Here is a 19,456-nt window from a genome sequence, read left to right on the forward strand (position 1 = left end):
AACGCGGACACCACGGATGCCGGGGGTGAGCGGCAGCACCCGCCGGGGTAAACCATGTGGCTGCAAATGAACCGCGTAAGCTATCTTATTGAACCGCCGTTTCATTTTTTATCCGTGAACACTTTCCCCTCGGCCCCCTCCCGGCCGGTGTCCATTGCCGCCCTGGGCGAATGCATGCTCGAATTGCAGGGCCAGGCCTTTGGCCAGCTGCGCCAGAGCTTTGGCGGCGACACGTTGAACACCGCCGTCTACCTGGCCCGCTGCGGCGGTGCGAACCTGCGCGTGCACTATGCGACGGCCCTGGGCGACGACTCGCTGAGCGCCGGGCTGCTGGAGCGCTGGGGGGCCGAAGGCGTGCAGACCGGCCTGGTGCAGCGCCTGCCGGGCCGCCTGCCGGGGCTGTACCTGATCGAGCTCGACGAGGGCGGCGAGCGACGCTTTCACTACTGGCGGGGCCAGGCGGCGGCACGGTCCTATTTCGACACCTCGACGTCCGCCCTGGAAGAGCAGGCCGACGCACTGGACGCCCTCTATCTCTCGGGCATCAGCCTGGCGATCCTGCCACCGGCCGGCCGCGAGCGGGCGCTGGCACTGATGGCGCGCATGCGTGCCGCGGGCAAGCACGTGGCCTTCGACAACAACTTCCGCCCACGGCTGTGGGGCTCGCTGGCCGACGCGCGCTACTGGTACGACCGCGCCTTTGCCGCCTCGACGCTCGCCTTGATCACCGCCGACGACCATCAGGCCCTGCACGGCCTGGCCGACCTCGAGACAGCCGTGACGGCTGCGCAAGCCCTGCCGGTGGCCGAGATCGCCATCAAACGTGGCGCGCTGCCGGCCCGGGTCGGCTTGAACCACGTCTGGCAGGACGTGGCCACCGAAGCCGTTGCGCGCGTCGTCGACACCACCGCCGCGGGTGACTCCTTCGCCGCCGGCTACCTGAGCCAGCGCCTGCGCGGCGCCACGCCGGCGGAAGGCGCAGCGTTCGGCAACCGGCTGGCGGCTCGCGTCATTCAGCATCCCGGCGCCCTGATCCCGCGCGACGCGATGCAAGACCTGATTGGATAGGCACATGCGACTCCTGTGGACCCTGGCCTTGGCGGCCGGTCTTTGCCATGCCGAGGGCAACGCGCCGCTGCACCCCGCCACTTACGTTCACGCCGGCTGGGCGCAGACGACCGGCGGCCAAGGCGGCAAGATCATTCGCGTGACGACGCTGGCGGCCGAGGGCCCCGGCAGCCTGACGGCAGCGCTGGAGACGCGCGGCCCGCGTGTCATCGTCTTCGAGGTCGGCGGTGTGATCGACCTGGGTGGCAAAAGTGTGAAGCTGCGCGAAGGCAAGGTGACCATCGCCGGCCAGACCGCGCCCGACCCGGGCATCACCCTCGTCAAGGGCGAGCTGGAGGTGTTCGCCAAGGACGTCATCCTGCAGCACGTCAGCATCCGCCCCGGCGCCTTCGGGCGGCCAAAGCGCAGCGGCAACGACCACGACGGCTTCTCCACCGGCGACGGCGCCGAGCGCGTCATCGTCGACCATTGCAGCTTCTCCTGGGCGACGGACGAGAACCTCTCCGTCGGCGGCCACCGCTTCGAGGGCGCCACGCCCGATGACTGGCGCGCCCATACCTCGCACGCCATCACCTACAGCCACAACCTCATCTACGAGGGGCTGAACGAGGCGGTGCACATCAAGGGCGAACACAGCAAGGGCTCGCTGATCCACGACAACGCCACGCAGATCCTGCTGCTGGGCAACGTCTACGCCTCCAACCGCGAGCGCAACGCGCTGTTCAAGGGCGGCGTGTGGGGCGCCATGGTCAACAACCTGATCTACAACCCCGGCTGGCGCGCGGTGCACTACAACCTGATCGCCCACGAATGGGTGGGCCGGCCCTACCAGGTCGGCAAGATCACGCTGGCGGGCAACGTCTACCGCGCCGGGCCGGGCACGGCACTCAACCTGCCCTTCTTCACGTTGGGCGGCGTGGGCGATGTGCAGCTCTACGAGCAGGACAACCTCGCCGTCGACCGCCAGGGCCAGCCGCTGCCGATGACGGGCCGCTACACGACCAGCGCCGAGATCATTCCCGTGCGCCAGCCCTATCTGCCACCAGCCCTGTCCTGGCTGCCGCCACGCGAGCTGGAGAAGCTGCTGCCGCTGTACGTCGGCTCGCGGCCCTGGGCGCGCGACCCGCTGGACTTCAAGCAGCTGTCCGACATCGCCGAGGACCGCGGCCAGCTCATCGACGATGAGACCCAGAACAACCCCGATGGCCTGCCCAAGCGCAAGCCGACGCAGCACGCGTTTGTGGAGGCCGACTGGAACCTCGCCGACATGGCGCCGAAGGCGGGTTGGCAGTCGCTGTTCACGCAGGTTTCCAAGTGACCTTGCTGCGCCGCGAGCTGCTGGCTTTGCTGGCGGTGCCTCCGGCCTTTGCCCTCGACTGCGCCGATGCGCCCGGCCAGCCCTATCTGCCGCCCTGCCAGCCCTGGCCCAAGGGCATCGAAGGCCAGCGCAAGGCCGACATGGGCGACGGTCGCTACCTGAACCCCGTGCTGGCCGGTGACCGGCCCGACCCCACGGTGCTGAAGGATGGGCCGGACTATTACCTGACCCACTCCAGTTTCGAGGCCGTGCCAGGCCTGTTGATCTGGCATTCGCGCGACCTCGTCAACTGGCAGCCGGTGGCCAACGCGCTGCATGAAGCCGTCGGCAGCGTCTGGGCGCCGGACCTGTGCAGGCATGGCGATCGCTACTACCTCTACCTGCCGGTCAAGGCGCAGCCCAACGACATCCTGGTCAGCTGGGCCGACCGCATCGAGGGGCCGTGGTCAAAGCCGCAGCCTCTGGGCCTGCCCCACCACATCGATCCAACCCACGTCGCCGACGAAAATGGCCAGCGCTGGCTCTTCCTCTCAGGCGGCGATCGCGTGCGCCTGAGTGACGACGGCCTAAAGCTGGCCGGCCCCGTCGAGCATGTCTACGACCCCTGGCGCTATCCCGAAGACTGGGATGTCGAGAGCTTCTCGCCCGAGGGGCCCAAGATGCTGCGCCACGGCGGCTGGTGGCACATGCTGCTTGCCGTGGGCGGCACGGCCGGGCCGCCCACTGGCCACATGGTCATCGCCGCGCGCAGCCGCACGCTTGACGGCCCCTGGGAGCAGGCGCCGCACAACCCGCTGATGCGCACCCGCTCGCCACGCGAGCGCTGGTGGTCGCGCGGTCATGGCAGCCTGGTCCAAGGCCCGGACGGCGATTGGTGGACGCTGTATCACGGCTACGAGAACAGCTTCCACACGCTGGGCCGACAGATGCTGCTGGCACCGGCGCGCTTCAGTGCCGATGGCTGGTTCCATGTCGATGCCGACGACGGCGCGCCGCTGCCCAAACCCAAGGGCGGCGACGCCGTACCGCATGGCCTGGCGCTGTCGGACGATTTCAGCGGCACCACGCTCAAACCCCACTGGCAGTTCCTCAGCGGCAGCGGTCAGGCGCCGCGCGCCCGCGTGCTCGACGGGCGGCTGCATCTGCGTGCGAACGGCGGCAAGGGCCCGGGCGACAGCCCGCCGCTGGGCTTCATCCAGGGTGACCCGGCCTTCGAGGTGGCCTTCGATCTCGACTTCGACGAAGGCGTGCAGGCCGGCGTCGTCATGTTCTACAGCCCGCGGCTTTATGCCGGCATGGGCGCCAACGCCCGCAGCTTCCAGCTGCATCGCTACGGGCAGGACATCCGCGCCGTGCCCAAGCCTGCCGGCATCGCGCGGCGCATGCAGCTCAGGCTGCGCTGCGCGCGCCATGTGCTGACGCTGTACTCGCGCGCCGACGCGTCCCAGCCCTGGGCCAAGTTCCCGGTGCAGATGGACGTCAGCGGCTACCACCACAACACGGCGGGCGGCTTCGCCAGCCTGCGCCCGGCCGTCTACGCCGCCGGCCAGGGCGAGGCGCGCTTCTCGAATCTGCGCTATCGCGCCCTCGACTAAGGAGACCTCATGAAGATCCAAACCACCCTGCTCGCCGCGGCACTGCTCAGCCCTGCCGCCTGGGCCCTGGAGCTTAAATCAGCCGACGTGCACAACAGCGACGACTACCCCACCGTGGTCGCTGTCAAGCACCTGGGCCAGCTGCTCGCCAAGAGCAGCGGCGGCGCGCTGACGGTCAAGGTCTTCAACAAGGGCGCCCTGGGCAGCGAGAAGGAAACCATCGACCAGGTCAAGCTCGGCGCGCTGGCCATGACACGCGTCAACCTCGCGCCGCTGACGGCCATGTGCCCCAAGACGCTGGTGCCGTCCCTGCCCTTCCTGTTCCGCGACACGGCCCACATGCGCCACGCCTTCGACGGCGCCCCGGGCGAGGTGATCCTCAAGGCCTGCGAGCACCAGGGCATGGTCGGCTTGGCCCTCTACGACTCCGGCGCCCGCTCGGTCTACGCCCGCAAGCCCATCAAGACGCTGGCCGACATGAAGGGCCTGAAGATCCGCGTGCAGCAGACCGACCTGTGGGTGGCCGCCATGACGGCCCTTGGCGCCAACCCCTCGCCCATGCCCATCGGCGAGGTCTACACGGGGCTCAAGACCGGCCTCATCGACGCGGCCGAGAACAATGTGCCGAGCTACGAGGGCTTCCGCCACTTCGAGGCGGCCAAGTTCTACAGCCGCACCGAGCATTCGATGACGCCCGAGGGGCTGTTCATCAGCAAGAAGATCTGGGACAAGCTGACGCCCGAGCAGCAGAAGCAGCTGCGCGAAGCCGCCAAGGCCTCGGTCGCCGTCGAGCGCGAGCGCTGGGATGCGCAGGAGGCCAAGGCGCTCGCGGCGGTGAAGGCGGCCGGCGCCGAGATCATCACGCCCGACCGCGAGGCCTTCCGCCAGGCCGTTCAGCCCGTCATCGCCAAGTTCGTCAACACGCCCGACCTTCAGGCGCTGGTGAAGACGATCCAAGAAATCAAATGAACGCCTACACCAAGCTCTGCGCGGCCCTGTCACGCTGGTCGCTGCGCACCGCCGTGCTGGGCCTCGTCGTCCTCGTCATCTGCGTGCAATGGCAGGTCGTGGGCCGCTACCTGCTGAACGACTCGCCTACCTGGACGGAGCCCTTCGCGCTGCTGCTGGTGCTCTACATCACGGCCCTGGCGGTCGCGGTGGGCGTGCGCGACGCCGGCCACCTCGGCATGGAGTCCGTCGTCGTGCTGCTGCCCAGGGCGGCGCAGCGCGTGGCCGAGGCGTTTATCCACCTGTGCGTGATCGCCTTTGCCGTGCTGATGGCCTTCGCGGGCTGGGAGTGGCTGACGCTGAAATGGGCTGAGCCCAAGCCCATGCTCGGCGTGTCCGAGGGGCTGGACTATCTGCCGCTGGTCATCTCCGGCGTGCTGATCGTGCTGTTCTGCATCGAGCACCTGATCGCGCTGTGGCGCGACCAGACCATAGAAGAAGCGGGAGTCTGAGGTGGAGGGTCTTGAACTCTGGGTCATGTGCGGCAGCTTCGTGCTGCTGCTGCTCTTGGGCGTGCCGGTGGCCTTTGCCATCGGACTGTCGTCCGTGGCGACGGCGCTCGCGGCCGACCTGCCCATGGCCATCGTCTTCCAGAAGATGGTGGGCGGCATGCAGGTCTTCTCCTTTCTCGCCATCCCGTTCTTCATCTTTGCCGGCGAGTTGATGCTGCACGGCGGCATCGCCGAGCGCATCGTCAACTTCGCCAACCGGCTGGTGGGCCATGTGCGCGGCGGCTTAGGGATGAGCAATGTGCTGGGCTGCACGCTGTTCGGCGGCGTCGCCGGCTCGCCGCTGGCGGACGTGTCGGCGATGGGCTCGGTGATGATCCCGCTGATGAAGCGCGAAGGCTATGACGCCGACTACGCGGTCAACGTGACGACGCATGCAGCGCTGGTCGGCGCACTGATGCCCACCTCGCACAACCTCATCATCTATGTGCTGGCCACGGCCGGCATTGCGGCGGTCAGCGTCTTCAACCTCATCCTCGCCTGCCTGATCCCGGCGGTGCTGTTGACGCTGTCCAATCTGGCTGCAGCCTATGGCGTCGCGGTGAAGCGCGGCTATCCGACGCACGGCGCCTTTCCCGGCTGGGGGCCTGTGTTCTCGGCCTTTGTCGCAGCACTGCCGGGTCTGCTGGTCATCGTCATCATCCTGGGCGGCATCCTCAGCGGCGTGTTCACGGCCACCGAGTCGGCCGCCACGGCCGTCTGCTGGGCGCTGATCGTCACGGGGCTGGCCTACAGATCCTTGAGCCGCCGCGGCTTCCTGGAGGCCTGCGCCAAGGCCTGCAAGACGACCGGCGTCGTGCTGCTCTTGATCGGCATCTCCGCCGCCTTCGGCTACTTCATGGCGTTGTACGAGGTGCCGCAGAAGACCGGCGAATGGCTGGAGCAACTCAGCGGCAACCGCCCGTGGGCGATCTTCCTGTGGGTGAACGTGCTGCTCTTCGTGCTCGGCACCTTCCTCGACATGGCGGCCACCATCCTGATCTGCACGCCCATCTTCCTGCCCATCTGCATGAAGGCCGGCATGGACCCGACGCAGTTCGGCGTCGTCATGTTGCTGAACTGCGCGCTGGGCCTGAACACGCCGCCGGTGGGCAGCACGCAGTTCGTCGGCTGCGCGATCGGTGGCGTCAGCGTCGGCCAGGTCATGCGCTCGATTGCGCCCTTTTACGGCGCGCTGCTGGCCACGCTGCTGGCCGTCACCTACATCCCTGCGCTGTCGATGGCGCTGCCGGCATGGGTGGGCGGCTAATAGCCTGGATATCGGGCCAGCACCCGATTCCACTCGGGCAGCTGGCGCGCCCGCTGCAGGCCCAGGTTGAGGCGCTGCATCAGCTCTGGCCGCCGCTCCAGCGTGCGCCGGCTGACGTAGACATGGACCGGGCTCACGGCCAGCTCCAACACCACCTCTACCGCCTCGCCAGGCTCACGCGCGGCGCGGTAGAGCAGCGTGGCGGGGTCGTCGATGACGTAGTCCACGCGCCGTGCGCGCAGGGCCGACAGCGTCAGGTCATTGGCGTGCAGCGGCACCAGTTGGCCCGCCAGTTCGGGAGCCTCGAGTTCACGGCGCACGGCCAGTGGGAAGGACACGCCGCGGATCATGCCCACCTTGACCGCGCGGCCCTTGAGGTCGGACAGCCGGCGCGGCGAATTCGCAGCGCCCGCAAGGCCCATCAGCGCCACGCGCTCGTTTCGGTAGGGTTGGGTGAAATCGCCAAACGCCAGCCGCTCCGGCGTGTGCGTGGCCGAAGACATCAGGTCCAGTTCGCCTTGGGCGATGTCCGGAATCTGCCGCGCCCAGGGCCGGCGCGACCATTGCAGACGCTCGCCGCAGGCCTGGGCCATCAACTCCAGCAGCTCCACGTCCAGGCCCTGCGGGTTGCCGGAAGCCCCCTTGCTCTGGAAGGGCGGGTAGTCGCTCCAGGCGATCCGCAGAGGCGCCCGGTCGTCGGCCCACACCATCGCATCGGGCAGGGTCAGGAGCAGCAGACAGGCATCGCGGCGGCGCAGGTGCATCGCCCGACTCTCTCACAGCGCCGCCCGCTTGGCAGCCCCATGCGACCATGAACCTTGCACGCCGCCAACTGTTCGCTGCGCTGGTCACGTGGCCGGTGCTCGCCCGTGCCGAAACCCTTGACGAGACGCTGGTGGGCTTGCAGCGCCGCTGGCACGCACGGCTGGCCTGGCGCCCCGGTCCCGGCTGGCGCGCCGAAGCCCAGGCCACAGCGCGCCGGCTGATCCTGCAGCCGGGTGACGATGGCAGCGACTTCGCAACCGAAGTGCTGGGCGAGCAAGACCGGAGCAGCCATACCGCCCAGGCGCTGACGCTGCGCGGCGCACTCGGCGACCACGTACCGGCGCTCTATCTGCGCCCCAAAGGCACCGGCCCGCATCCCGCCGTCGTCGTGATGCACGATCACGGTGCGCGCTTTGATATCGGCAAGGAAAAGCTGATCCGGCCGCTCCAGCCCAACCCGTCAGCCCTGGCCTGGCTTCAGCGCTATTACGGCGGCAGCTTTGTCGGCGACACGCTGGTGGAGGCGGGCTTTGCCGTGCTGGCCATCGACGCGCTGGGCTGGGGCGACCGCAGCCGGCCCGGCCTGGCGCGCGACGACCAGCAGGCCCTGGCCAACCACCTGATGCAGCTCGGCCAGAGCTGGGCCGGCATCATCGCCAGCGACGATCTGCGCTCGCACCGCTGGCTGCGCGAGCGGCCCGAAGTGGATGGCAAACGCGTCGCGGTGCTGGGCTTCTCGATGGGGGCTTTCCGCGCCTGGCAACTGGCTGCCATCCGCGATGAAGTCTCGGCCTGCGTCGCCGCGCACTGGATGTGCACGCGCGAAGGGCTGCTGCGGCCGGGCGAGCACACCTTGGTGGGGCAGTCGGCCTTCAGCATGGCCCATCCGGGGCTGGCGGCGGAGCTGGATCATCCGGATGTGGCAGCCTTGATGGCGCCCAGGCCGCTGATGCTGTTCGGGTCGCCTGACGACAAGCTGTTTCCGTGGGATGCGGTGCAGCGGGCTTGGGGACGATTGGGTCAGGCTTGGGGACGAGGGGCCGGCTTGCAGACGCGCGCCACGGCCGGAGGGCACCTGTTCGACGTCGAGCAGCAGCGGGCGGCAGCGACATGGCTGGCAAGTCAGTGCCGTTGACGAACAGCACGGCCCGGGCGCGGCCCGACAAGGCGAGTTTTCACCTCGGCAACATCCGGCCGACCCTGACTTTGTTGGCATAGTCCTTCCACCACAGCGGCGAGCATTGAATGCGTGCATCCCACAACCCCCTAATCCCGATCGCCGATCAACCCGGCGGCCTGTGGGTCCAGCGCGCCATTGGCTCGTGGCCACCCGGCAGTTCGCCAAGCTCGAAGTGGCCGGCTACACCCTTGCATTGGCCGTGCTCGCTGTCATGGCCGGTCGGCGCGCCATGAAGAAGCGCGACAGCGCGTCGTGAGAGTTCTGGCGGTTTGCGGCAGCCTGCGCGCCGCCTCCTTCAACGCCGCGCTGCTGCGCACGGCCCAGTGCCTGGCGCCGCCAGATATGGAGGTCAGCGTGTGCACATTGGTGGGCGAGCTTCCGCTCTTCAACCCGGACCTGGAGGCGAACCTGCCGCCCAGCGTCGCCCAGTTGCATGCCCAGGTCGCCGCGGCGGATGCGCTGCTGATCGCCAGCCCGGAGTACGCCCACGGCGTCACCGGCGCCATCAAGAACCTGCTGGACTGGTTGGTCAGCTTCGAGCCCTTTGTCGGCAAGCCCGTCGCCGTGCTCAATGCATCGCCACGGGCGCATCACGCCGACGCGGCGCTGAGGGAAACGTTGAGGACGATGTCGGCCGTCATCGTCGAGGCGGCATCGGTCAGCATCCCCTTGCTCGGCTCGGGCATCGCAGAGCCGGCCATGGCCAAGACGCCCTGGGTCGCCGAGGCCATTCGCGTATCGCTCGGGGCGCTGCAAGAAGCGGCTTTGGCACCACCGTTTGCGATGCCTCCGGCCGCAGACCTTTGACGGCGAATCCATAGAAGCGCGATGGCGCTTCGCGCGTCCGGGCGCCACACTTCGGCTAAAACCAGTCCTCGGACCAGCCATGAACGAACTGCTCGCTGCCTACCGCTACACGACCAACAACTACGCCCAGATCGAGGCCAGCAAGCTTTGCGGCTGCTGCAACTGTGTCGGCATCTTCAAACCCGACGACATCGTCGGCTGGACCGGCCTGACGGTGCAGAACATCGACGACCCCAAGGCCATCAATGAGCAGACAGCCATGTGCCCGCGCTGTGGCAGCGAGGCCGTGCTGGGCGATGGCTGCGGCTTTCCGATCAATGCGAGCTTCCTGGCGCGGATGAACGAGGCGTGGTTCCAGCGAACGATGATCCACAGGCCGGCGGCGAAGAAGTGATGGAAAGCGCCCGGCTGACTGGCCGCTGCCTGTGCGGCGCCGTCCATTACGGATCGCCCGGCCCGGTGCTGTTCTCGATCGTCTGCCATTGCCGCGACTGCCAGCGCGCCTCCGGCAGCGGTGGCGTCCCAGTCCTCGGCGTGCCCAAGCCCTCATTCATCTGCCAGGGCCCGGTGAAGCAGTCGCGCATCATCGGCGGCAGCGGGCTGCCGGCCGTGCGCAATTTCTGTGGCGACTGTGGCAGCCTGCTGTTCGGCACGCCCGAATCGGCGCCCGAGATGGTCACCATCTATGTCGGCAGCCTCGACGACCCCGCCCTGTTCTCGCCCACGGCCGTGCTGTTCGTCGGTCAGCGCCCGCCATGGGCCAAACTGGCGACACCGCTTACCGAGCACGAGACCCTGCCGGAGCACTGAAGCGCATGGACCTGCTGGCCGTCTTCACGACCGTGGCCAATCAAGGCCAGGCAGACGCACTGGCCCGTGCAGCCGTCGAGCAGCGCCTCGCTGCCTGTGTGCAGACCGAAGCCGTCCGCAGCACCTACCGCTGGCATGACGAGGTCACCTGTGAGCCCGAGGTCCGCCTGATGTTCAAGACCAGCCGCGCGCGCTATCCGGCACTCGAGGTGCTGCTCCTTGAGCAGCACCCTTACGAGCTGCCAGCGGTCTTTGCGCTGCCTGTGGTCGGCGCGACGCCCGAGTACCTGGCCTGGCTGCGCGAATCGCTGTCAGCCTGAATTCGCACGAGGCGCATACTCGCTGCTATGGCCATCCCGCACGCCACGCCCGGTCAAGCCATCGACATCCGCCCCAGCGCTGACGACCCCGACGGCGCGCGGACGGTGGCGCTGTTCAAGTCACGCGACCTGGAGGTCATGCGCCTCGTGCTGACCGCGGGCAAAGCGCTGCCCCCGCACAAGGTGGCGCACGAGATCACCATCCAGTGCATCTCTGGCGCATTGGCCGTGACGACCGACGCCGGCCGCCATCAGTTGCAGGCAGGCCAGTTGCTCTACCTGGACCGAGAAGCCGTGCACGACGTGCTGGCGCTCGAGGATGCCATGGCTCTCGTGACCGTCGTGCTGCCCTGACTCACCTCTCGAGCGTGCGCGCCGTGGCCAGCTCCGGCCTGAGTTTCAACAGCCCCTCCATCACCTGCTCCGAGAACAGCGCCGCCCCCTTCGGCCCCAGGTGCGTGCGATCGAAGCGCGGCGGCGCCTCGGCCAGCGTGTCGGCGCCGGCCTGGCCCATCGCGGCGACAGCGGCATGGCTGATGGCATTCAGGTCCAGCACCGGCACGCCTTGCTCGGCGCCGACCTTGATGAGGCTTTCAGCCCACGGGCGCAGGTCATTGGCCAGTTCACCGTCCTTGAAGGTTCGCCGCGTCAGCGGCGTGACGAGCATCACCTCGGCGCCGGCCGCCTTGACCTCCTTCACATAGCCGGCCATGTTCGGCCCAAACTCGGTGGCCAGATCGGTGGAGCGGCCCGGCTTGCCGGGCTGGTCGTTGTGGCCGAACTGAATCAGCACCAGGGTTTTCTGCTTGCTCGTGCCGCCCTCGTTCAGCAAGGCCAGCACGGTGGACCACAGCCCTTCGGCGCGAAAGCTCATGCTGGAGCGCCCGCCGCGCGCGAGGTTGATGCAGGCCACCTGCTGGAAGCGGGCGCACAGCGCATTGCCGTAGCCGCTGCGCGGCGCCATCGTCGAGTCGCCGATGAGGATGAGGCGGGGGCCGGTGGCGACATTGGCGGTGGTCTCGCCGCGCGGCGCGGAAGCCGGCGATGAAGCCGGCGTCTGAGCGATGGCGCTGCCGGTCAGCAGCAGGGCAAGGAACAAGGCGGACAGCTTCATGGTTTTGCGAGGGCTGGCCAACCAGCCTTGGGGCTCATGTCGTCGAGGTTCCAGTCCTCGGGCTTGAAGGCGCGGCGTGTTGGCGCGTGGCGGGGGTAGCCGAGCGCGTTCTCGACTTCGGAGTCGATCAGCTTGCCTTTGCCTTGCGCCATGTCGGCCAGCAGCTTGGCGTCCAGCGGATCACGCGCCCAGGGACGGGCGCCGACGAGGGCAGGCAGTTCGCCCACCAGCGCGGCAGCCGCACGCAGCGGCGGCAGGCCAGGCGGCAGGTAGGCCTGGCTGGCCACGATCAGCTTGGCCGTCGTCGCTGCATTGCGGCCAAGAAGCGGCGCCGGCGCGCCTTGCGCGTCGTGGGCGATGTTGTCGGCCATGTAGAGCTCAAGGTCACCCTGGCCCAACAACGTGAAGAAGGGCGTGCCCGCCACCGTGCTGGGGCCATGGCGCAAGGCATTTCCCACCAACGTCAGCTTGCCGGTCTGCCAGGGCTGGCCCTCCCACTCGTTGGCAAGCAGGTTGTAGTGCACGCCCCGATCGCCCGGGTTGAAGATGTAGTTGTTGACCATGGCCCCCTGCGCGCCGCCCTTGAACAAGGCGTTGCGCTGGCGGTTGGAGGCATAGACGTTGGCGTAGATCAGCACGCCGCTGGTGTTGTCGTGGATCAGCGAGCCTTTGCTGTGCTCGCCCTTCACATGCACCGAATTGCCCAGACCTTCATAGATCAGGTTGTGGCTGTAGGTGATGCGGTGGGACGTCGACTTGCGCCAGTGCTCCACCGTCTTGCCTTCAAAGCGCGGGCCGCTGGCGGAGAGGTTCTCGTCGGTGGCCCAGGAAAAGCTGCAGTGGTCGACGATGACGTCGTGCGCGCCGCCCAGCGTCGAGATGCCGTCCTGGTCACCCCCGCCCTTCTTGGGGCGGCCGAACTCGCCGGGCCGAAAGCTCAGGTGCTGGATGACGACGTCGTGGGTCGCGATCGTCGTCTCGGCCTTGATGACGGTGACGCCAGGGTCGGGCGCCGTCTGGCCGGCCAGCGTCAGGAAGGGCTGCGTGATCTTGAGCGGCTGCCCGCCCATGTCGATGACGCCGCCGACCTCGAAGACGACGATGCGCGGGCCGCTGGCCTCGATCGCCTCCTTCAGGCTGCCGGGGCCGGAAGGCGCGAGCGTCGTGACCTTGATGACGCGACCACCGCGGCCGCCCTGGGTCTCGGTCCAGCCGCGGGTGGCGATGCCAGCCGTGGCCGGGGTCTGCGCAGCGGCCGAAGGCAGCCAAGCCATGAGACCCAGGCTGCCGGCACCGGCCAGGAGGCCGCGGCGGCCTGGAGAATGAAGATGCCTCATGCTCAGAAGCTGTAGTCGGCGGTGACCTTGTACGCCCGGCCCAGCACGTCGGCCATGCTGGTGATGTAGCCGACGTAGAGGCTGTTGGCCGTGATCGGCGGTGTCGCGTTGGTGATGTTGTTGACCGCCAGGCTGAGCTTGAGCCCCTTGAAGCCCGAGTAGGCCAGGCTGGCGCCGTACTGGCTGTAGGGGCTGACGCGGTTCACCGTCGAGCCGGCGCGCGGCGTGATGTCGGTCAGCGCGGTGTTGTAGCGCACCGAGACCAGGCCCGACCACGGGCCGTTGCGCAGGCCCACCGAGGCGGTGTGCTTCCAGCGCGGGTTGATCTGGGGCATGCCCGCAAGGCCCGAGTTGACGCCGGCGCCACCGTAGCGCGCGTCGTTGGTGATGATGCCGACATTGCTCAGCACCTCGCCGTTCTTCTCGGCGCTGAAGCGGTAGCTCTCGTAGTAGGTGCCGTCCAGCATGAAGCTGGCCTGACCGATGGGCGTGGCGACGCGGTACATCATGGACAGGTCCAGCCCGCGAATGCTGGTGTCGCCGCGGTTGGCCTGGCTGGCGATGATGTAGTCGATGGTGCCGTCGGCCTTGCGGATGATGTTGGTCGCGTATTTGGCCGGCTGCTGCTGCACCTCGGCGATGGCCACGGCGCCCAGCATGTCGGTCAGCCTAATGCCCCAGTAGTCCGCCGTCATCAGCAGGCCCTTGGTCGGCTCCAGCGCCAGGCCCAGTGTCCAGCCCTTGGACTTCTCGGGCTTGAGGAAGCTGTTGTCCGGGGACTTGGTCCAGTAGCTCATGGTCTGGTTGCAGACCTGGTCGCGCGTGAAGCCGTTGACCGGGTTGCCGGTGTTGGTGATGGTGGGCGTGGCGCTCGGGCACAGCACCGGGTCGTCCATCATCTGCGTGCGAACCTCGGGCGTCGGGTTCTGGATGTCCATGATGGACGGTGCCCGGAAGCCCGTGTTGGCCGAGGCGCGCAGCACCAGCTCGTCCAGTGCCTGGTAGCGGGCCGACAGCTTGGGGTTGACCGTCGTCGTCTTCAGGTCGCTGTAGGTGTCGGAGCGCACCGCGGCGTTGAAGCTCAGCCGCCTGGTGACGGGCGCGTCCACTTCGATGACGGCCGACTTGATGTTGCGCCCGAGGTCGCGTGCCACGCCGGTGGGCGTCTCGCCAACGAGGTCGTGCTTGCTGACATTGCCGAAGGCGTCGATCGCATAGCTGCCGTTGGCGTTCTTGGCCACGTAGTCCAGCGGTGCGGCCTCGACCTTGGCCGAATCGCGGCGCACTTCGCCGGTCACGGCCAGCATCAGCGGGCCACCGGCCAGGTCCATCAGCGAGCGCGTCAGCGTCAGGTCCACGCTGCGGTTGAAGGCGCGGTTGACGCGGTAGCTGTAGTCGCTGGCCTCGATGCTGCGCAGGTATTCGAGACCGGCCTCGTCCTGCAGACCGAAAGGATTCAGGATGCCCTTGGTGAAGCCTTCCTGCGCCTTGGAATAGAGGATGTAGCCAGCACCGGCGCGGGTGTCGCGCAAGGAGCGGCCGTAGTTCAGGCCCACGCGGTAGTCAAAGCCGGCCACCGTGCCCTCCGCGCTGAGCACCAGCCGGTCGTTGGTCTGCTCGTCATTGCGGTAGGCCGAGCCGAGTTCTGCCGGGCCCCAGACGAAATAGATCGTCCGGTTGTTCATGTTCAGGTCGGTGACTGTGCCGGGCGTCTTGCTCGCGTCGATGAACATCGCCGGCGAGTTGGCACCGGTGTTGCTGCCCACCACCTTGACGGCCGGCGTGATGCCCTTGCCCGGGTAAAAGCGGCTGGTGGCTGGCATGTTGTAGGTGGTGGCCGGGGCCGTGCCGCCTGGCACCTGCATGCCGCGGTACTTCTGCACGTTGAACCTGGAGTGCAGGCCTTCCAGCGCCAGCGAGTGGTCGTTGTTGATCTTCCAGCTCAGCTTGCCGAAGACGTTGGTGATCTCGCTGCCATCGGTGACGGCGTCGTAGTAGTTGGGGTTGCGGTAGCAACCGGCGTTCGAGTAGGTGGCCGGCGTGGCGACGCTGCCGGCGCCCAGCGTCGGCAGCGAATACGGCGCGGCGCAGCCGGTCACAAACGCCGGGTTGTAGTTGGAATTGGCGCCGGTTGCGAAGCCGAAGTTGGCAATCGGGCTGGGGTTCTTGTTGTCGGGCAGCAGGCCCAGGCCCATGGCCGACAGCACCGAGTAGTCATACAGCTCGGGCCGGTCGATCTTGAACAGGGCCGACTTGCGCTGATGGTCCAGCGACAGATAGGCGTTCCAGCCATCGGCGCTCAGGTCGCCCGCGCCGACGATGGCGCCGACGGCCTTGGTCTCGCCGCCACCGGCATGCTCCGGCTGGTTCCACTCGACCTTGACCCGCGCGCCCTTGAAGCTGTTGTAGGTCCAGAAGTTCTGCACGCCGCCGATGGCGTCGGAGCCGTAGATGGACGAGGCGCCGTCACGCAGCGTCTCGGCACGGTCCAGGGCCATGCGCGGGATGACGTTGACGGAGACGTACTGGTCCTGCAGCGGCTCGTTAGCCATGCGGCGGCCGTTCAGCAGGGTCAGCGTGCGCATCGGCCCCAGGCCGCGCAGATTAAGCATCGGGCCTGCGGCACCGCTGTTGGTGCCCAGGGACAGCGACTGCGGCATCTCCAACACCAGGTCCTTGAGCTCGGTGTGGCCGCGGGCTTCGAGCTCCTCGGACTTGATCACCGACACCGGCAGCGCCGTCTCGCCGGCCAGGCGCTTGATGGAGGAGCCGGTGATCTGGATGCGCTCCAGCGTCGCGGGGGCATCGGGGGTTTGCGCATGGGCCGTGGCCATCAGGCTCAACACGGCGCTGGCGCACAGGGTCAGGCGGGCGTGCGGGTTTTTCATGTTCATCGTGTCTCCGTGGTGCTTCTTGCTTCGATGGCTCAGGGTGCCGGCACCCAGCCGCCGGGCGCGCCGGTGGCGATGGTCGAGTTCTGGAAGATCTCGGCGCGCGTGGTCAGGCCCGTGGCCGAACCGAGGGGCTTGGCCAACATGACATTGGTCGGCACATTGGCGACCTTGACCGAAGCCAGGCCCAAACGCGCGCTGACGTCCAGCGGCGCGCCGTTGAGGTCCATGCTGCCGACCTCGCGCCAGCCCACCGTGTCGGTGGTGCCGCCGTCGGCCGTGCCTGCCCAGGACGGTGGGTTGCTGCCGCAACTGCCCGTGCCCACGCCGGTCTTGCTCGTGCCCGTGCCTACGCACCAGCCGGCGGGCAGGATGTGCGAGCCCATCTTGGTGTTCACGAAGGCGATGTGGTCGATATAGGCCGTCGCCGTCGTGCCGCCACTGCGCGCCAAATAGGCTTGGCTCACTGCGGGCTCGGCGGTCAACCGGCTGTTCAGGAAAACAAAGCCTTTGTCGCCCGCGGTGGCGCGCGACTGCAGGATGAAGCCGGCCGAGCTGCTGGCCGTGTCGGCCACCGAGCGGATCTCGCAGTCCTCGAACAGGCTGGCCATCACGCTGCCCCAGATGAAGTCGACGTTGCCGGCCACCAGCGACTGGTAGATCCAGTTGTAGCCCTTGAGTTGCAACGTGTCCTGCTGGCTCAGGAAGTTCATCTGCTTGGCCACGAAGCGCGCGGCCGCAGCCGTCGTGCTGGTGTTGAAGTAGATGGCTTCGGCCTGGTTGTCCCAGCTCGTGCTGCGCACATGCGGGTTCTGCAGCGTGAAGTTCTGCAGCGTCAGCAGATCTGACGTCTCCACCAGCAGGGAGGAACGGCCGCCGCCGAGCACGCGGTGGCCCAGCGTCTTGCCCGAAGTGCTGAGCGCCGTGCCGGCGGCAGCGCTGCTCGCGCCGCTGCCCGAGTTCAGCGACTCAAAGTTGACCTCGCCCACCACCACGCCGTCGCGGCTCTCGCCGACGATGCTGAGGTTGGACACCTTGCGCAGCACGTTGAGCTCGGGGTAACTGCCATTGGCCAGGTGGATGGTCTTCGGTGTGGCAACGGTGTTGCAGCCATTGGCGGCCGGGCTGTTGGTCGAGCAGTTCTTCATGACCCAGTTCAACGCGCCTTGCAGCGTGCGGAAGTCGGCCGTCGTGCCCCCGTCGTCCACGTTGAGATTGGTGAAGCTCGCCGGAGCAGCGCGGGTGGTGAACTTCCAGCCGTCGGCCTTGGTGATGCCGGCGAAGGCGGCGCCCTTGATGGTGCCGACCAGCACCGAGGCGTCCATGGTCACGTAGTAGCTGGTGCCGAAGTCCAGCTTGTTGCTGTGCAGCTTGACGGAGGCCTTGGCTCCGCTGACGCTGAGGGGCCGGTACCAGACATAGCGCGCGAAGGTGGCACCGTCGGGCATGGCGCCGAGGCCCAACGCGTCGATCTCGAGGTTGCTGCGGGCCAGCACCGCCTGCGTGTCGCTGGACGACGGCGCGGTGCTCAGGTCGATGCTGTCCACCAGCACGTCGTCACTCGTGCGGTAGACGTTGACTTTGCCTGAAGTGCCAATGGCGGGCGGCGCATCGAAAGACAGGGACAGGCGCGTGTCGGTGTGGACGTTGGTCTCGTTCGCCGCAGGCGCCTTCGTGCCGCCCACCTCGCTGACGTTGCCGCTGCCGCTGATCTGCGTCGAGATCTTCCAGGCCCCCGCCAGGGCCAGGTTGTTGGCCTTGACCAGGGCCGCCGGCCGCGGCTTGTAGGTGTAGCCGGGCACGAAGGCCGTGCCGGCCTGCACGGCGCAGGCGCCCAGGGCGGCACCGTTGACGGTGGAGCCGCTGTCCCGGAATACGCCGGTGTGGTCGGAGCTGGCGTAGACGACGACGCTGTCACAACCCGCCGCGCCGTCGATGGCGAACACATTGCTGTGCGACAGGATATTGCTCGCCTTGCCCACACCGACGCTGTAGCTGTGCGGGTAGGGGTTGGCCGTCTTGCTGCCGACAAAATAGTTGTTGAAGACGTGGACCTGGCCAAAGCGCACGCGTGGCACGCGCTGGACCACGCCGTTGAAGACGTTGTTGGCGATGGTGATGCGCAGCTTGCCGGCATCGCTGGTCAGGCTGTCGGAGCCGCCGATCAGCATGCTCTTGTCATGCGCCGTGACGACGTTGTAGGAGACCGTGATCAGGTCCGCGCCCTTGGTGATGTCGATGGCGCCGTCGTGGCATTGCTTGGTCTTGCCGTTCTCGACGGGCAGCGTGTCGTCGGTGACGGGTGCGTCGGTGATGGTGTTGCGGTCGATCCAGACCTGGGTGGCGGTGACGATGCCGATGGCGTCGTAGGCCGAGTTCCAGTTGCCCAAGGCGCCATCGGTCGGGTCCCAGATCGGGCCGACGTCGCAGGGCGCGACCAGGTGCAGGTTGCGCACGATGACCTGGCTGACGCTGGTGATGTCTATCCAGGCATTGACGAAGCCGGCGCCCGGGCCTTCGCCGATCAGCGTGGTGTTGCTGGTCAGGCGCACGCGCGCCCTCACCTTCTGGTCGGCGGTGCTGGCGAAGGGCGTGCCCTCGGTCATGTCGATGGTGCCGGCCACCTTGATGATCTTGGCCGCGTTGCCGCCGTTGGCCAGCGCGTTCAGCAGCTCGGCGCGGTTGTGCACGGTGTAGATGTGCTCGGGCGTGGCGGCGCTGCCGCCGACGGTGCCGGCGCCCCAGCCGTCGCTGGGTGCGGTCTGTTGGGCGGCGTCAAGGGCGTGGACCGGCAGGCTCAGGGCCAGCAGCGCGGCGATGCCCAGGTGCTGGAGGGCTTTCATGCGACGGCCCTCCTGCGCAGGGCGATCACGCCCAGGCCAGCGCCCAGCAGCGCCAGGCTGCCAGGCTCCGGCACGGCGCTGACGGCGATCTGTGTCGTGAAGCTGCCGAACTCGCTCGTGAAGCTGACGTTGTTCAGCGTGAGGCTGACGGTGTGCTCATCCACCAGCTGCAGGCTGACGGTGCCGCCGGCAACACCCGTCATGTCCAGCGGCGCGAAGCCGGTGAGCGGCTGGCTCAGGCCGGCGAAGCTGAAGATGAAGCTGTAGCTGCCCGTCAGGCCGGTGGCGCCGGTGTTGTTCCAGACCTGCACATGGCCGTCACTGAAGAAATCGATACCGACCGCGGCGTCGCCGGTCAGGAATTCGAGGTCGGCAGCGGCCAGGGCCGTGGTGTTGCTGCCCGGCTCGTCGGCGAAGCCATGGTCCAGGCCGAGCAGCGTCGTGCTGGCGCCGCTGACTTGGGCCGTGATGAGGGTGCCGGCGGGCAAGCCGTTGACTGCCTGGGCGGCGGTGGCGATCAGCCATGCAGCGGCTGCGACCACCAGGGTCCTGTAGGTCTTCATGATTTGTCTCCGTGTGGTCGGGCTCGCCGCAGGGCGATCGACGCGTCTTCGGGATCAGGAGACCTGCAGGGTCCCGCAA

The 19,456-nt window shown here is 67.9% G+C and carries 18 protein-coding genes; 12 read left to right on the forward strand and 6 right to left on the reverse strand.

Going from position 1 to position 19,456, the window contains the following annotated elements; genetic code table 11:
• Nucleotides 1–114: 114 nt before the first annotated feature.
• From ASC95_RS25050 to ASC95_RS25075, 6 genes are read left to right on the forward strand one after another with little or no spacing between them, the layout of a single operon-like run.
• Nucleotides 115–1,068 carry a sugar kinase gene (locus tag ASC95_RS25050; RefSeq protein WP_200960197.1) on the forward strand — a complete coding sequence of 318 codons (954 nt, stop codon included), beginning with the start codon at nt 115–117 and terminating at the stop codon, nt 1,066–1,068.
• A gap of 4 nt (nt 1,069–1,072) precedes the next feature.
• A complete protein-coding gene (locus ASC95_RS25055; protein WP_057300353.1) occupies nt 1,073–2,386 on the forward strand; it encodes a polysaccharide lyase family 1 protein in 1,314 nt (437 codons plus the stop codon).
• Complete coding sequence (locus ASC95_RS25060) at nt 2,383–3,981, forward strand: family 43 glycosylhydrolase (protein ID WP_082568085.1); 1,599 nt, start codon at nt 2,383–2,385, stop codon at nt 3,979–3,981. The genes ASC95_RS25055 and ASC95_RS25060 overlap by 4 nt, the downstream gene beginning before the upstream one ends.
• Before the next feature lie 9 nt (nt 3,982–3,990).
• Nucleotides 3,991–4,950, forward strand: coding sequence for a TRAP transporter substrate-binding protein (locus ASC95_RS25065; protein ID WP_057300355.1), 960 nt, complete (start codon nt 3,991–3,993; stop codon nt 4,948–4,950).
• Nucleotides 4,947–5,441: a TRAP transporter small permease gene (locus tag ASC95_RS25070; RefSeq protein ID WP_057300356.1), complete on the forward strand. Its 495-nt coding sequence runs from the start codon at nt 4,947–4,949 to the stop codon at nt 5,439–5,441. The genes ASC95_RS25065 and ASC95_RS25070 overlap by 4 nt, the downstream gene beginning before the upstream one ends.
• Nucleotides 5,442–5,466: 25 nt before the next feature.
• The gene (locus tag ASC95_RS25075; RefSeq protein WP_057300357.1) at nt 5,467–6,747 is read left to right on the forward strand and encodes a TRAP transporter large permease; all 1,281 of its coding nucleotides are present in this window, start codon (nt 5,467–5,469) and stop codon (nt 6,745–6,747) included.
• Here the strand turns inward: ASC95_RS25075 and ASC95_RS25080 are convergent.
• Nucleotides 6,744–7,511, reverse strand: a complete 768-nt coding sequence (locus ASC95_RS25080; protein WP_057300358.1) for an ABC transporter substrate-binding protein — start codon at nt 7,509–7,511, stop codon at nt 6,744–6,746. The genes ASC95_RS25075 and ASC95_RS25080 overlap by 4 nt on opposite strands.
• Before the next feature lie 47 nt (nt 7,512–7,558).
• On the opposite strand from ASC95_RS25080, the gene ASC95_RS25085 reads away from it, so the two are divergent.
• The 6 genes from ASC95_RS25085 (at nt 7,559) to ASC95_RS25110 (ending at nt 10,983) form a co-directional block, all read left to right on the forward strand.
• On the forward strand, nt 7,559–8,647 hold the full coding sequence (locus ASC95_RS25085; protein ID WP_057300359.1) for an alpha/beta hydrolase family protein: 1,089 nt from the start codon (nt 7,559–7,561) through the stop codon (nt 8,645–8,647).
• A gap of 297 nt (nt 8,648–8,944) precedes the next feature.
• Nucleotides 8,945–9,499 carry an NADPH-dependent FMN reductase gene (locus tag ASC95_RS25090; protein WP_057300360.1) on the forward strand — a complete coding sequence of 185 codons (555 nt, stop codon included), beginning with the start codon at nt 8,945–8,947 and terminating at the stop codon, nt 9,497–9,499.
• Between the two features lie 79 nt (nt 9,500–9,578).
• Nucleotides 9,579–9,893, forward strand: a complete 315-nt coding sequence (locus ASC95_RS25095) for a hypothetical protein (protein WP_057300361.1) — start codon at nt 9,579–9,581, stop codon at nt 9,891–9,893.
• Nucleotides 9,893–10,309 carry a GFA family protein gene (locus ASC95_RS25100; protein WP_057300362.1) on the forward strand — a complete coding sequence of 139 codons (417 nt, stop codon included), beginning with the start codon at nt 9,893–9,895 and terminating at the stop codon, nt 10,307–10,309. Before ASC95_RS25095 ends, ASC95_RS25100 begins: the two co-directional genes overlap by 1 nt.
• 5 nt (nt 10,310–10,314) lie before the next feature.
• The gene (cutA, locus tag ASC95_RS25105; protein ID WP_057300363.1) at nt 10,315–10,629 is read left to right on the forward strand and encodes a divalent-cation tolerance protein CutA; all 315 of its coding nucleotides are present in this window, start codon (nt 10,315–10,317) and stop codon (nt 10,627–10,629) included.
• A 27-nt stretch (nt 10,630–10,656) separates the two neighbouring features.
• On the forward strand, nt 10,657–10,983 hold the full coding sequence (locus ASC95_RS25110) for a cupin domain-containing protein (RefSeq protein ID WP_057300364.1): 327 nt from the start codon (nt 10,657–10,659) through the stop codon (nt 10,981–10,983).
• Nucleotide 10,984: 1 nt separating this feature from the next.
• On the opposite strand, the gene ASC95_RS25115 is transcribed toward ASC95_RS25110, so the two are convergent.
• The 5 genes from ASC95_RS25115 to ASC95_RS25135 all read right to left on the reverse strand — a co-directional run bounded on the left by ASC95_RS25115 (nt 10,985) and on the right by ASC95_RS25135 (nt 19,377).
• A complete protein-coding gene (locus tag ASC95_RS25115) occupies nt 10,985–11,743 on the reverse strand; it encodes a rhamnogalacturonan acetylesterase (protein ID WP_057300365.1) in 759 nt (252 codons plus the stop codon).
• On the reverse strand, nt 11,740–13,017 hold the full coding sequence (locus ASC95_RS25120; RefSeq protein ID WP_157256495.1) for a polysaccharide lyase family 1 protein: 1,278 nt from the start codon (nt 13,015–13,017) through the stop codon (nt 11,740–11,742). Before ASC95_RS25120 ends, ASC95_RS25115 begins: the two co-directional genes overlap by 4 nt.
• Nucleotides 13,018–13,082: 65 nt before the next feature.
• Complete coding sequence (locus ASC95_RS25125; protein WP_235538045.1) at nt 13,083–15,968, reverse strand: TonB-dependent receptor domain-containing protein; 2,886 nt, start codon at nt 15,966–15,968, stop codon at nt 13,083–13,085.
• A 38-nt stretch (nt 15,969–16,006) separates the two neighbouring features.
• Nucleotides 16,007–18,814, reverse strand: a complete 2,808-nt coding sequence (locus tag ASC95_RS25130; RefSeq protein WP_057300368.1) for a hypothetical protein — start codon at nt 18,812–18,814, stop codon at nt 16,007–16,009.
• Nucleotides 18,811–19,377, reverse strand: coding sequence for a PEP-CTERM sorting domain-containing protein (locus ASC95_RS25135; RefSeq protein ID WP_057300369.1), 567 nt, complete (start codon nt 19,375–19,377; stop codon nt 18,811–18,813). The genes ASC95_RS25130 and ASC95_RS25135 overlap by 4 nt, the downstream gene beginning before the upstream one ends.
• Nucleotides 19,378–19,456 lie beyond the last annotated feature (79 nt).

This window comes from Pelomonas sp. Root1217, assembly GCF_001425705.1.
Taxonomy (GTDB): Bacteria; Pseudomonadota; Gammaproteobacteria; order Burkholderiales; family Burkholderiaceae_C; genus Pelomonas.